The sequence below is a fragment of the Neochlamydia sp. TUME1 genome, from assembly GCF_000813645.1.
Classification (GTDB): domain Bacteria; phylum Chlamydiota; class Chlamydiia; order Chlamydiales; family Parachlamydiaceae; genus Neochlamydia.
Window position 1 is genome coordinate 1 of record NZ_JRXI01000140.1, and the last position, 13,622, is coordinate 13,622.

Consider the following 13,622-nt stretch of genomic DNA (forward strand, 5'->3'; position numbering starts at 1 on the left):
ATAAAGTACGGGATTACATAAGAAGTAGCTTGAAAGCGTATAACTTTAAAGATAGTCTCTGTTATTCAATGATTTGAAGCTATAGGGAAGGAGAAGTAAACAGATCCAAGTTAGATAAATTTGTTTAAGTTACGAAATTAAAAAAGCTATAAATTTATCCAAAAACATTGACTAGCATTTAGCCATAGCTCTAGCAACATCCTAATGGATGAATAGCAGCAACAGCTTTCAATCAGATAGGCAAATGCTAAAGGTTGCTGAAAAATCAGGCATTTCTTGCCTCTCTCGTAAGCTAGAACTTATCAATCAATGCCCTAGAGCTAGGTGAAAAATGAACATATCACCGATTGGAGGTTGTATAGGCTGTAAGGCTGCTTTAAAGCAGTAAATTGACCTTTAGATTCTTTCATCTTTTTTAACGATATAAAGTAAAATATCTCCTTGCTGTAAAATAGTAGGAGAAAGAGGATTTAAAATATGCTTCCCGTTCCTTTCTAAACCTACAATAAGCCCTTTTATATGCTGCTTAACTGTAGGACTTGAAATAGGCACATGAAGAAGACAGGGGTTTGCATCGACATACATTTTTTGAATCTCCATAGCTGGAGACTCCTCTAAATCCACAACCTCTTCAATACGTTGGATCGATAAATTGAATCGGTTAATTTCCTCATTTTCTCCCAAAACGACTAATTCATCCTCTGGCAAAATTCGCTCTTGAGCATTAGGTAACCAAATTGTCTTTAAATGTCTTTGGATGGCCACGATATTAATTCCAAAAGATGGGCGTAAGCGACATTCCTCTAAACTTTGGCCAATAAAAGGAAAATGCTCTTTAACTTTGATTTTTACCAAGGTACTATCCCAAGGAGCTAAGCCTTGTAAGAGAGTCTCATCTAGCTCATGTTTGCAAGTCAAATTATTAATCAGGCGATTTTCTAACCATGTGTAACACCTCTTAAGCGGCCGAAAAAATAGGGTAAAGTAAATAGAGAGAACAATGCTTAGCGGAATTGCTACCCAGGGAAAGGAAAGGTATAGACAAGATAACATGCTCAGTTCAGCGGCGGTGATGACCCAGAGCAATATCTGTAACATGCAGGCTTTTTTGTTGGCTTTTGAAGAAGGATAGGTAAATAACATTGCCCAAATAAAAGGAGAGGCTAGTATGTAGAGCATCAACCAAAAGATAAACTGAAATGGCCATTGCTGATCCACTATAGGAAGAAAGCGAGGAATAATCACTTGGGCACTTATTGTCGCTAAGATAGCCATAATGATAGCATTGACAATGAAGCGCACGATCTTTTTTTCTTTCACCCCCTTGGGCCCCAGGTGGCCCCTCACAATAGGAAGTATCCAAGCATGATATTTTTTCAATAGCATGGCCCCCTTCTGAGGCATAGAGTTTTCAATACGATAGCTAACCTGCAGGCTAAGCTTTATCAAATAAGGGGTAGCAAAAGTGGTAATTGCTGAAATAGCAACCACGATAGGATACAAGGATCCATCGGTAGCTACCAATGAACTTCCTAATCCAACAATGATAAATGAAAACTCTCCTATTTGAGCCATGCTAAAACCGATCCTTATTGAATCAGAAACCCTTTGTCCTGCTAATAACGCCCCTAAGCCGCTAGTTAAAAGCTTGCCGGTAATGGTTACTAAAGAAAGGATGAGAATAGAAGGCCAATATTCTATAATTAGTAGCGGATCAATTAACATTCCTACCGATACAAAAAATACTGCAGCAAATATATCCCGGATGGGCAAAGTTAATTTTTCAATTTTATGGACTAAAGGTGTTTCGGCTAAGATAGAGCCCATAATAAAGGCACCTAATGCAGCCGAATAGTTAAAGTAAACGGCTACAGAGCTAAGGAAAAGGCATAATCCTACAGAGATAATAGTCAAAGTCTCGGCAGTAATATAATTTTGTATTTTCCGCATAATATAGGGCAAAGCAAAATAGCCTACAAGAAACCAGCTGGTAATTACCTGCAAAAGCTTTAAAGAGGTTGATACGATTCGGGTGGAGAGAACTTCTCCAGGAGCCCCCAAGGTTGAAACATATACTAGCAATAAGATAGCTAGCAAATCTTCCATTAGAAGTACCCCAACCATTAGCTCAGCAAATGAGAACCTTTTTAGATTAAATTCTTCCAGGGCTTTAACAATAATAGTAGTGGAAGAGATCGATAAAGCGGCGCCTAACAAAAGGCATTCATAGGGAGACCAGCCGAGCATTTTGCCCGCAAAAAAACCGATGATAACCATTAAGACAACTTCGAATAAGCCTATAATAATCGCCGATAGTCCTAGTCTTCTTAATTTACCGAAAGTAAACTCTAAGCCTAATGAAAACATTAAGAAAATTATCCCAAGTTCAGCGAGTAATTTAATTTCAAATTCATCGTCGATTAAGGAAAAGGGAGGAGTGTAAGGGCCGATAATAATACCTGCTATCAGATAACCTAGGACAGTAGGCTGCTTAATCTTTTGAAAAAGTACAGTCATTATGGCCGCTATGCATAATACTACTGCTAGATCTTCTATAAGAGGTGGTTGATGCATAGTCACCTAATTTAATACTCTATTGGCCATTCTACCTATTTCATAAGAGTAATCAAATGAAAAAACATTATTTTTTTTCATTGATGTATAAAGCTTTTCTATTCATCGATTATACATTTTGCTTTCAAGGATAATGAATGATAGAGTCAGTTGTTGCTAAGCTTCTCAAACCTTTCATTCATAAAAGAGTAGAGAAGATAGAATCAAAAAAAGATGAGGAAGACGCTAGCTGTAGGCTTAATAAAACTTAAAGGAGGAAGCAAAAATTTCTAAAAAGACTGACTTGCAAAGATTTTATAAAAGTTAAAGTGAAAAGATATTAAGTTTTTTTTGAACTATTTCTAGGCAAGATTAACTTATACCTATATGAAAGATAGCTGTCTTTTTCTCTAACGATTAAATAAGCCATGCATGGATTAAAAGCTAATAAAAGGATATTAGAGACTTAAACGATAACTTATAAAAAATGAATGGAACAAGCAACACGGACCGAAAACTACCCCACTCCCTTTATGAAATTTATCCATGAAAACGATCTCTTTTTAAAACGAGCCTAAAAAACTTTACCCTAAATGTTAACTTTATTTTTTACTTCCCTACCTTTGTTCTGTATGCTTTTAAGCAGCTAACATTTTTATGGATGAGTAATTTTAAAAGTTGGGCTTATCAAACACTTGCCTTAGCCAAGAAAAAAAGCATGCTAAGCGATTAGCTTTATTTAAGAACTCACTCATTGTAAAATGAGGTTCTTAAAGCTTATGCTTCATTAGTAGCCGGCTATATAAGATTCCCGCTAGAAGTCCACCTATGATAGGCCCTATCCAGTAGACATATTGATAAGCCCACTCGCCTGCCACAAGAGCAGGGCCAAAAGCTCTAGCAGGATTCATGGCAGCCCCTGTTATTCCCCCTCCCATTAATATGCCACATAAGATAAAACCCCCGATCGCAAATCCGCCGATGCCTTTAGAATCCCCTCGTGTGTCTACAACCGTTCCATAGACCACTAGCACGAGTAAAAAAGTCAAGATAGCTTCAATAAAAATTCCTACGGAACTAGATAAGCTAGACTCTATCATAGGAGTTCCTAACTTAGCTAGAGAAAGAGTAGCAGCAGGAAATATCCCTTTTAAAGCAAAAGCTCCTACAATAGCGCCTAAAAGTTGAGCGACTATTTCTGTAAAGGTAAGAATCGTATTTTGCTGGCCACCAGCCCACACTGCCAAACTCACTGCGGGATTGAACTTTCCTCCCGAAATGTGTGCCAACGCTGATACCATTACTGCAAGGGCAAGGCCATGAGCAACAGCGATTCCTAACAACCCCACTCCCCCATGAGTCATCTCATTTAAGCAAATGGATCCGGCACCAATAAAGATGAGAGTAAATGTGCCAATAAATTCTGCTAACAACCGAGCTATATTCATATAAACCCCCTTTCCCCTCTATTTGTAAAAAAAAGACCGCTACATTTTGCTAACAAACAAGTAAATTTTATAAATTTTATCATAGAACACTTCTATACATAATAAAATTAGCAAATAATCTCAAGACTTTTAGAAAATAAAATATTTGAGGAATATTTTTTATAAAATATTATTAACAAAAAATTGAGCGAAAAAGAGTAAGCGGTCACGAGAGATAGAACCACTTAAGTTTCTGATGATAAGGAGGTAATGTAAATCAGAAAGGGCAATAAATAGAAAAGACAGCTATTTGCAAGCATTTTTGGCTTTGCAGATGCCCTCAGAATCGCCTCTAAAGCTGGGCCTACCTTGTGACCGCTTACAAAAAAGAGGGTTTTCTACCTTTACCAGCAACTAAAAAGGTTTTTCTTAATATTCTTCTTTCAGGCTCTGGTGTTTATCGGTTTAAAAAAAGTTATAAAGCTATTGTTAAAATTTGATGTTAAATAGACGAGGTTAATTGAATATCTAATTGATCTATCTCAAAAGTTTCTCCTATTAATTTCAGGTCAAAAACCATTTCTTGCAAAGCTTCATGGTTTTCAAAGACTTTTTGAGGACAAGAAAAATAAAGATGTATCCCTGAGAAAAAAATCTCAAGCTCGGTATGCATAAGTTGGTGGGGATAAGGTAATTTAAAAGAATAAAGCTGAGTTAGTATGGCTTCTTTTTCAACAAGCCCATCCCTCCTTAAATATTTAAATTCACACGCCTGCTCGTTAAAAATAACATAAATTTGATTTTTTTCTTCCTTGGTAGAGAGCCTAGGGGTTTTAAGAGAAAGATTTTTTTTGACGGAATTTGCTTCGTCTGGTGTTTAACATCGCATTACTAATTAAATAAACAAGGTTTTGCTGAAGAAAATTATAACTAATTTTTAAATAAATTAAAGCTTGATCGAGAGAAATTTTTTTACTAAAGTTTTTTTTCTACCTCTTCATTTAGCCTTTCCCTATCGATAAGATGGAAATTTATAAGCATCTCATATCCTTTTTGTAGGTCGGAAATTACTTTTTTTCCTCGGGATAAAAGTTTTTTAATTTATTGATAAGAAATTTAAATAAGTGAGGGCTCCCAAAGAAGCGTGCACTAAAGATTTCTAATAAAGAATAAAAGCGCTCGTCCGCTGTCTTTCCTGATATAGTGAGGGTTTGGCCTTCCTCATATAAATGGATAATATTATCCTCCTCTACTAAAATGCGTTCAATATCACTAAAATTCTCTAAAGGGTTTTTTATTAAATTATCTATTACTTTCTCTTTTAAATCTTGCTTAGAAGAAATTTCACTTTCTCTTAATTTTAAATTTTCAAGCAATTTTAAATGAATAAATTCTAATTGGGGATTTAGCTGCCTCTCTAGGTGATCTTCAATCAAGCTAAGAGTTTTGGCTAATATTTTTCCTATCAATTTTAAAGGTGTAGTATTGATGGTGGACAAAAGTGACGTTGCATTTTCATTTATTAAATAGACAATTTTTTCCACAAGTGTTCCCTTAAAACAATCTTGCATTCCTAACTTGGGATCAAAAGACTTAATATGTTGGCTAAACTTTAGCAAACTAACTTTATGGGCCTCTACGATAGATTTTAATTGCTTTAAGTAAAGATAATCATTGGAAATTTTGGCATATTCTAACGTTTCAATTGATTCTATGCTTATCTCCTCTTTTTTCCTCAAGGTAATATTTAATGAGGAAAGGGAAGAGAAAGAAGTACTTTGTTTTACCCCTGGTGAAAATGAGACATTTCTGCGAGGAGACGAAGAATTATTTATCTTTGAAGCCCCCCCTGCCATAAATAATTGTATTTTATCCTGCAATAAATAATTTCTTTTTTCAAGTCGACCGATATTATTAAATAATTCTGCTGTATGAGGAGCATACTTTTTAATAATCTTTTTATTACGTTCAGTCATCAACTCTGCATCCAAAAAGATTTTATCCTTTAAGAATTTTTGGACTAAATCTAACAGCCTCGTCTCATGCTGGGCATCCCAGATTGGAGAAGCGTTATTTAACGACGATATGGAAGACCTCTCCGATTCTTCAAAAAGCTTCTCCAAAGCTAGCTTTAAAGCCTTTTCCGCTTCCTTTAAGCCTTCCGAAAGATATATTTTTTCTTCAGAGGCTTTAATAACCTCGTAGCCTAGTAAACGTAAAGATAGTAAAACAGCATGTAAGGAAAGATTTTTAGCTTCTTTTAGAGAGAACACCCCCTCCTCACTTTTAAAAAAATCATAAATATTTATGCTTACCGGGGTAGGTAAAAAACTTCTTGTACAATTAATGCAACCAAAAGAGTTACTTTGAGAATAGGTACTCGGCTCAAAACTCGTGGAAGAGTTTAACCGATGCATAGAAAGTGATGAATCAGCACAATTGTTATTCAGGAGCGAGCGAGAAAAGGGTGAATTTTTTAAAGTAAGCTTCTCTCCCATTTCTTCCTCTTTAGCAGCTAAGCGTGCTTTTTCTAAGTTACGTTTCCGTACACTAGCTGTTATTTTTTTCTTAGTGGCCCCTTGTTCGGGTTCTTGAGGCGGCGTAAAGAGGGTAATAAGATCTTGTACTGAATGATGTTTTCCTTTGATAGAACCACGAGCATCAAAATCTTTGCTATTGAGATTATTTTCTTGGCTTTTATGTATAGAATTAGGAATAGTATTCATCTAGCGCCCTCTTTTTTAAATTTATTTTATATATGCTTAATTTTCATGTTATATACAAGTATTTTATTCTTATAACAAAATGGATACCTGAGAATAAAACATTTAAAGAACTTTTCACCCCCCTAGATTTAAATGAAAGAAAATTTAACTAACCTGCAGGAACGCCCACGATGTGCTTGGGTGCCAAAAGATCATCAACTTTATGAAGCATATCATGATAACGAATGGGGTGTCGCCGTCCATGACGATCTTAAGCATTTTGAGTTCTTAATTTTAGAAAGCGCTCAAGCTGGCCTCAGTTGGGAGACAATCCTTAAGCGCCGTCTACATTATGCCGAAGCTTTTGCTAATTTTAATTGGATAGAGATAGCTAAATTTAATCAGCAGAAAGTAGAAAATTTAATGAAAAATTCGGGGATTATCAAAAATCGTTTAAAAATTCAAGCGGCTATTAACAACGCTCAAAGATTCATGGAAGTCCGTGAAGAATTTGGCACTTTTGATACCTACGTTTGGCAATTTGTAGGAGGGAAAACTAAAAATAATTATCGGAAAAGTATCAAAGAAGTTCCCTCTGAGACAGAAGAATCGCGAGCCTTGAGTAAGGATTTACGACGTCGGAATTTCAAATTTGTAGGCCCTACTATCATGTATGCTTATATGCAAGCAGTGGGTATGGTTAATGACCATACACAAGACTGCTTCTGCTATGTCCAAGAAAGCTAAATATTGAATATTAATAGGTTAGAGATAAAAACCCTTGCTTACTATCCCTTGTTTTTTGGCTTTTTCTTTGCCATGGCAGTTTCTTAAGCTAATCCTTATGAAGCCTTCCATTTAGTTAATAATAGATCAGGATTATATGCATTTTTAGCTTGCCTAAGGGCAGGAATTCCTAAATCTTGCTCTAGGTTGATCCACTGCACACTATCAGGTAGGCTTAAAGCAAAATCTCGATAAAGAAAGGGTGTCGCTCCTTTAATGGAAGTTAAAGCTTTGGTAAAATGCAATAGAGCTGTTTTTGGAGTCAGGAGTTCACCCAGAGTAAATCCGAAGGCTTGGCCGTCAGCATAGGCAATTCTTCCAAAGAGATGTAATTGGGAAATGTATGTTAATGCTTCTAAACAAGAGTAGTAATCGGTTGTTTCTTTAGAGTCTTCCTTTTGAGATTGCCATCTTTCCAGTAGCTTAAAAGCCTCTTGTATATTTTCCTCTTTAATTTCTTTGGACTCAAGAGAATATTTTCTTTCTAACTGATTTAATAAATTTCTTCGGCTGCTTAATTCTCTACCTTGTAAAGTTTGCAATTTGGACTTGCGAAAAAGATAGTCTGTATCGGCTCGGCAAGAGATCAAAGACATATTCATTTTTTGACATTCTTCTACCCAAGCATCTGGAAGAGGAAAAAAACAGCAGGTACAGCCTGGCAAAAGCTCGGAAAGTTTAAATTTTATTTGCTTAGGAGGCACGCTAGGGATGACAAAACAATCATTATTCTGCCATCTTCCTTGAAGGCAAGGAGTTGAGCATTCTACAAACTGGTAAGCATACTTTTTTCGAAATAAAAAAGCATTGGCAAAACTATACTCGGCAAAACGCAAGTCATAAGTTACACAAAGATCTCGCCAAGCCGGCGAAAGAAGAGGTTGATGCTCCAATGTAAGGGGCTTTATAATCATTCGACAGACTGGGGTTGAAATTGATACATTCTAAGGCTTAAAATTTTCCATTGCTCATTCTTCTTTGTTAAAACATACACAGCATGCTGCAAAAGGGAGTTAAGAGGATCATCTTTAGCCCCCTTATCCAATCTGACTGTGCTATCCACTATTACAAGCTCAAGATTTAATAAACGAGCTGCATCTAAAGATTGGCTAATTGTACTTTTTCCATAAAAGCCAATTTTTCCTGATTTAAAGTGCTTCTCAAGTTGAGTTGGATTCATGATCCAGCGTCCCTGAGGAGTCATAAAATCTCCTTGTGGGCTCCATAAAGAAACTAAAGCTTTTATGTTATGTGTATTCCAAGCAGCATCAAAGGATTGTAAAAAGTTGTTAATCTCCATAGAAGCAAGAGGCAATTCATTTTGGGCAAATAAAGAGGCACTCGCCCATAGGAATAAGCTAAATAAAAAGCGTGTCATCAGTTCCTCCTTTTTTTGTTTAACTTATATTTTAAAATTTATATTCGCAATCAGAAAGGCACCCCCCTAACAAATTTTTTATTACTTTAGCTATTTTATGCTCTCTCCTTACAGGAGATATTTAAGCCTAAATCACATGCAAAATTAAAAGCCGTGCACTTTTATATTTAACGCGAGTTAAAGGTCTTTTTTCAACTATTTCCTTATCCAATGACTCGTGTTAATTAAAGAAGTAAGATGGGTGGCGCCTGGTGCCAAAAGTCATACCCACAAAAATATTGCCAGTAAGCATTTTCTACCCATCGATACATTACATTTTCATCAGAAATCCCCTACATGTGTTACAAGGCCAGGAGCCCTACAACAAGGGCAGTGAAAAAGGAAGCCAAAGCCTTTATTAAGCTCATGCATCAAGAGTTTTCATGTCCAAACGATGCTAAACGCCAATTAGATAAGTTTGTAAAAAAATTTAAATATATATAGATTGTAGAACCTCAATTTATTGCAACTCAAAAGCATACTATGTCTAGTCGGCCCAAGGCTGAGCAAAAACCTTCTATATCTAGCTATCGCCTATAAAGCATATTAGCTTGCTCTTTGCTTAACAAGTTAGCCGATACCCTCTTGGTGATTAAGGATACAAATTCGTTTGACTTACTTTTTTAATTTTTTTATATTGCCTTTAAAAATAAAAATGATAAAAGGTCATTACTACCCAAGGAAATAAAATGCATCCTACCTCTTCGGCATCTATTGAAAGCTTGCCCAATGAATTGCTACTCCCTATCTTAGAGGCTTGCGCAGTTTCTTCCTTATTTAGCGTCTGTAAAAGATGACATCATCTGCTAGATTCTGAAGCGATGCCTTCTCTTTATAAAAAAATAGCCCAGCTTCATTTCCCCAGGAAGAATACCACTACCAAGCGAACTCTTATGTTAGCTAAAGTTTATCAACTTAATCCTGGACTTACCTCTACCGAAAAAGTTTATCAAGTTTTTAAACAAGTTTTTACCTTAGCTAAATTTATTTCTCCTCTGGAATTTATAGAGAAAACAGAAGAAAAAAGAGGCTTAACTCTGGCTAATTACTCCTCTTATCTCTTAAATATTAATCGCCTTTTACTTTGGAAAAAACTTCCTGGTGGGGAAGAATACTTGAGCCGAGAAGAAATTAAGCACTTGCCTCTAGAAAAAAAAGGAGAGCTTCTTAGAGATTGGATTGAAGAAAATTGTAAAAACATCATGGCTTTAGATTTATCTAAAGTAGGCTTGACTTATTTACCCTCAGAAATATACCAGTTGTCTCAGCTGCAAGGGCTTGAATTAAATCAAAACAAGCTCGCCAGTCTGCCTGCAGAAATCGGGCAGCTATCTCAGCTGCGATGGCTTTACTTAGATCAAAACCAGCTCACCAGCCTTCCTGCAGAAATCGGACAATTGTCTCAGCTGGCATGGCTTAACTTAAATCAAAACCAGCTCACCAGTCTGCCTGCAGAAATCGGGCAGCTGTTTCAGCTGCAAAGGCTTGAATTAAATCAAAACCAGCTCACCAGTCTGCCTGCAAAAATAAGGCAGCTGCCTCGGCTGCAATGGCTTGATTTAAGCCAAAACCAACTCACCAGTCTGCCTGGAGAAATCGGGCAACTGCCTCAGCTACAAGGGCTTAACTTAAATCAAAACCAGCTCACTAGCCTGCCTGCAGAAATAGGGCAACTACTTAAGCTGCAATGGCTTGATTTAAGCCAAAACCAACTCACCAGTCTGCCTGGAGAAATCGGGCAACTGCCTCAGCTACAAGGGCTTTACTTAAATCAAAACCAGCTCACTAGCCTGCCTGCAGAAATCGGGCAATTGTCTCAGCTGCATGGGCTTGAATTAGCGGAAAATCCTTTGAAAGATATTCCAGAAAAAATAAGGCAGCGTTTTCCATTGTAGAATAACCATAAGTAATTTTTAAATTGGGGTGAGCTAAAATGAAGTAAAAAAACTTTTAGCCATCTTATCTTTAAGCAAGTAATCCGCTTTCCTTCTCGCAACTAAACAAGCTTCAACTGCTTGAATCTATCTGAAAAAAAGAGTGAAAGATCATCTGTGAGTTGTTTTTCCATGGATAAGGATACGAATTCGTTTGACTTGCTTTTTTAATTTTTATATTTTGTCTTTAAAAAATAAAATTAATAAAAGGTCATCTCTACCGAAGGAAATAAAATGCATCTTATCTCATCGACATCTATTGAAAGCTTGCCCAATGAATTGTTACTCCCTATCTTAGAGGCTTGCGTAGTTCCTTCCTTATTTGGCGTCTGTAAAAGATGGCATCATCTGCTGGCTACTGAAGTCATGCCCCCTCTTTATAAGCAAATAGGTAAAGTGCATGTTCCTCAAGAAAATGTTAAGGAGCAGGCTCTTATTGTAGATAGGATTTATAAGCTGGAAGAAAAGCTTTCTAAAACAGCAAAGGTAAATGCAATTTTTAGGCAAATCTTTACTTTAGCCAAGTCTCTTTCAACTTTAGAATTTAAAGTACAAATAGAAGAAAAGAGGTGCCTTACTCTGGCTAATTACTCTTCTTATCTCTTAAATATCAATCGTCTTTTACTTTTGAAAAAACTTCCTGGTGGGGAAGAATACTTGAGCCGAGAAGAAATTAAGCTCTTGCCTCTAGAAAAAAAAGGAGAGTTTCTTAGAGATTGGATTGAAGAAAATTGTAAAAACATCATGGCTTTAGATTTATCTAAAGCAGGCTTGACTTACTTACCCCCAGAAATAGGCCAGTTATCTCAGCTGCAAGAGCTTCACTTAAATCAAAACCAGCTCACCGCTCTGCCTGCAGAAATCGGGCAGCTGTCTAAGCTGCAAAAGCTTTACTTAAATCAAAACCAGCTCACCGCTCTGCCTGCAAACATAGGACAGCTGTCTCAGCTGCAATGGCTTAACTTAAGCCAAAACCAGCTCACTAGTCTTCCTGCAAGAATCGAGCAGCTGTCTCAGCTGCAATGGCTTTACTTAAATCAAAACCAGCTCACCAGCCTGCCTGCAGAAATCGGGCAACTGTTTCAACTACAAGGGCTTTACTTAAGCCAAAACCAGCTCACCGCTCTACCTATAGAGATTGGGCAATTGTCTCAGCTGCAAGCGCTTTACTTAACTCAAAACCAACTTACCAGCCTTCCTGGAGAACTCTGGCAGTTATCTCAGCTGCAAGAGCTTAGCTTAAGAGAAAACCAGTTCACCGTTCTGCCTACAGAAATCTGGCAGTTATCTCAGCTGCAAGAGCTTAGCTTAAGAGAAAACCAGTTCACCGTTCTGCCTACAGAAATCTGGCAGTTGTCTCAGCTACAAGAGCTTGATTTAAGCCAAAACCAGCTTACTGACCTTCCTGCAGAGATAGGACAGCTATCGCAGCTGAAAGAGCTTTACTTAAACCAAAACCAGCTCACCAATCTTCCTGCAGAAACTGGGCAGTTGTCTCAGCTGCAATTGCTTTACTTAGATCAAAACCAGCTCACCGTTCTGCCTACAGAAATAGGTCAATTGTCTCAGCTGCAATATCTTCTTTTAAATCAAAACCAGCTCACCGCTCTGCCTGCAGAAATCGGGCAATTGTCTCAGCTGCAAAGGCTGGAATTAAATCAAAACCAGCTCACCAGTCTGCCTGTAGAAATCGGGCAGCTGTCTCAGCTACAATTGCTTTCCTTAAATCAAAACCAGCTCGCCACTCTGCCTGCAGAAACAGGTCAATTGTCTCAGCTGCAAGGGCTTAACTTAAGCAAAAACCAGATCACCAGCCTACCTGTAGAAATCGGACAGCTGTCTAAGCTGCAATGGCTTTACTTAAGCAAAAACCAGCTCACCGCTCTGCCTGCAGAAACAGGTCAATTGTCTCAGCTGCAAACGCTTGAATTAAATCAAAACCAGCTCACCAGCCTGCCTGTAGAAATCGGACAGCTATCTAAGCTGCAATGGCTTTACTTAAGCAAAAACCAGCTCACCGCTCTGCCTATAGAAGTCGGGCTACTGTCTCAGCTGCAAACGCTTGAATTAAATCAAAACCAGCTCACCGCTCTGCCTGCAGAAATAGGGCAGCTGCCTGAGCTGTACACGCTTAAATTAGCGGAAAACCCTTTGAAAGATATTGCAGAAAAAATAAGGCAGCGTTTTCAATTGTAGAATAGTAAGTACTTTTTAAATTTGGGTAGGCTAGAATGAAATAAGAAACTTTTAGCCATCTTATCTTTAAACAAGTAATTGCTTTCCTTCCCGAAACTAAGTAAGCTTAAGCTAACCTACACATTTATAATGACAAGAAGTTTCTCTCTTTTTCTGCAGATTGCTAGGCTGGGAGAACAACCTTTCTTGACAGGAAGAAGCTAGGCGTATTGTATTCCATCCTACGGTAGAAGAATTACAACAAAGCACCAAAAAGAGCCGTTTTTCTCAAATAAGGCAAAGAATTAATCTCATTCTTTTAGCCGCACCAAAATTGCCGCATCACTTAATCGCCAAAACCTGCGGCTGCTCCTGAATGCTTGGAAGGTGTCCCCCCTTTCCTTGAATCTATCTGAAAAAAAACGAGGTAGATCATTTGTGAGTTGTTTTTCATTGATAAGAGCACGAATTCGTTTGACTTGCTTTTTTAATTTTTATATTATCTTTAAAAAACAAAATGATAAAAGGTCCCCCCTACCCAAGGAAATAAAATGCATCCTATCGCCTCGACATCTATTGAAAGCTTGCCCAATGAATTGCTACTCCCTATCTTAGAGGCTTGCGT

General features: G+C 37.4%; 9 protein-coding genes and 1 pseudogene. 3 read left to right on the forward strand and 7 right to left on the reverse strand.

Annotation, left to right across the window (positions count from 1 at the left end; translation table 11 throughout):
- Positions 1-396: 396 nt before the first annotated feature.
- The 4 genes from DB41_RS06970 to DB41_RS06980 form a co-directional block, all read right to left on the reverse strand.
- On the reverse strand, positions 397-2,574 hold the full coding sequence (locus DB41_RS06970; protein ID WP_039385881.1) for a cation:proton antiporter: 2,178 nt from the start codon (positions 2,572-2,574) through the stop codon (positions 397-399).
- Between the two features lie 749 nt (positions 2,575-3,323).
- Complete coding sequence (locus tag DB41_RS06975) at positions 3,324-4,001, reverse strand: MIP/aquaporin family protein (protein WP_039385882.1); 678 nt, start codon at positions 3,999-4,001, stop codon at positions 3,324-3,326.
- A 481-nt stretch (positions 4,002-4,482) separates the two neighbouring features.
- On the reverse strand, positions 4,483-4,653 hold the full coding sequence (locus DB41_RS12320) for a hypothetical protein (RefSeq protein ID WP_238578459.1): 171 nt from the start codon (positions 4,651-4,653) through the stop codon (positions 4,483-4,485).
- A 394-nt stretch (positions 4,654-5,047) separates the two neighbouring features.
- Positions 5,048-6,706 carry a hypothetical protein gene (locus tag DB41_RS06980; RefSeq protein WP_039385883.1) on the reverse strand — a complete coding sequence of 553 codons (1,659 nt, stop codon included), beginning with the start codon at positions 6,704-6,706 and terminating at the stop codon, positions 5,048-5,050.
- A gap of 132 nt (positions 6,707-6,838) precedes the next feature.
- Here DB41_RS06980 and DB41_RS06985 point away from each other — a divergent pair, with 132 nt between their 5' ends.
- Positions 6,839-7,432 carry a DNA-3-methyladenine glycosylase I gene (locus DB41_RS06985; protein WP_039385886.1) on the forward strand — a complete coding sequence of 198 codons (594 nt, stop codon included), beginning with the start codon at positions 6,839-6,841 and terminating at the stop codon, positions 7,430-7,432.
- Between the two features lie 95 nt (positions 7,433-7,527).
- Here DB41_RS06985 and DB41_RS06990 read toward each other — a convergent pair whose 3' ends face one another.
- The 3 genes and pseudogenes from DB41_RS06990 to DB41_RS12325 form a co-directional block, all read right to left on the reverse strand.
- Positions 7,528-8,385, reverse strand: a complete 858-nt coding sequence (locus DB41_RS06990; protein ID WP_039385887.1) for a DUF2156 domain-containing protein — start codon at positions 8,383-8,385, stop codon at positions 7,528-7,530.
- The gene (locus tag DB41_RS06995; protein WP_039385888.1) at positions 8,382-8,849 is read right to left on the reverse strand and encodes a DUF4440 domain-containing protein; all 468 of its coding nucleotides are present in this window, start codon (positions 8,847-8,849) and stop codon (positions 8,382-8,384) included. The genes DB41_RS06990 and DB41_RS06995 overlap by 4 nt, the downstream gene beginning before the upstream one ends.
- 254 nt (positions 8,850-9,103) lie before the next feature.
- Positions 9,104-9,217, reverse strand: a pseudogene (locus DB41_RS12325) (transposase); the annotation flags it as partial.
- A 492-nt stretch (positions 9,218-9,709) separates the two neighbouring features.
- Here DB41_RS12325 and DB41_RS07000 point away from each other — a divergent pair.
- Both DB41_RS07000 and DB41_RS07005 read left to right on the forward strand, forming a co-directional pair.
- On the forward strand, positions 9,710-10,783 hold the full coding sequence (locus DB41_RS07000; protein WP_052243982.1) for a leucine-rich repeat domain-containing protein: 1,074 nt from the start codon (positions 9,710-9,712) through the stop codon (positions 10,781-10,783).
- A 273-nt stretch (positions 10,784-11,056) separates the two neighbouring features.
- Positions 11,057-13,018: a leucine-rich repeat domain-containing protein gene (locus DB41_RS07005; RefSeq protein ID WP_052243983.1), complete on the forward strand. Its 1,962-nt coding sequence runs from the start codon at positions 11,057-11,059 to the stop codon at positions 13,016-13,018.
- The last annotated feature ends 604 nt before the right edge of the window (positions 13,019-13,622 follow it).

Coding starts and splice junctions, on each gene's coding strand:
- DB41_RS07000 (WP_052243982.1), top strand. CDS start 9,710: ATGCCTTCTCTTTATAAAAAAATAGCCCAGCTTCATTTCCCCAGGAAG.
- DB41_RS06995 (WP_039385888.1), bottom strand. CDS start 8,849: ATGACACGCTTTTTATTTAGCTTATTCCTATGGGCGAGTGCCTCTTTA.
- DB41_RS12320 (WP_238578459.1), bottom strand. CDS start 4,653: ATGCATACCGAGCTTGAGATTTTTTTCTCAGGGATACATCTTTATTTT.
- DB41_RS06980 (WP_039385883.1), bottom strand. CDS start 6,706: ATGAATACTATTCCTAATTCTATACATAAAAGCCAAGAAAATAATCTC.
- DB41_RS06975 (WP_039385882.1), bottom strand. CDS start 4,001: ATGAATATAGCTCGGTTGTTAGCAGAATTTATTGGCACATTTACTCTC.
- DB41_RS06985 (WP_039385886.1), top strand. CDS start 6,839: ATGAAAGAAAATTTAACTAACCTGCAGGAACGCCCACGATGTGCTTGG.
- DB41_RS07005 (WP_052243983.1), top strand. CDS start 11,057: ATGCATCTTATCTCATCGACATCTATTGAAAGCTTGCCCAATGAATTG.
- DB41_RS06970 (WP_039385881.1), bottom strand. CDS start 2,574: ATGCATCAACCACCTCTTATAGAAGATCTAGCAGTAGTATTATGCATA.
- DB41_RS06990 (WP_039385887.1), bottom strand. CDS start 8,385: ATGATTATAAAGCCCCTTACATTGGAGCATCAACCTCTTCTTTCGCCG.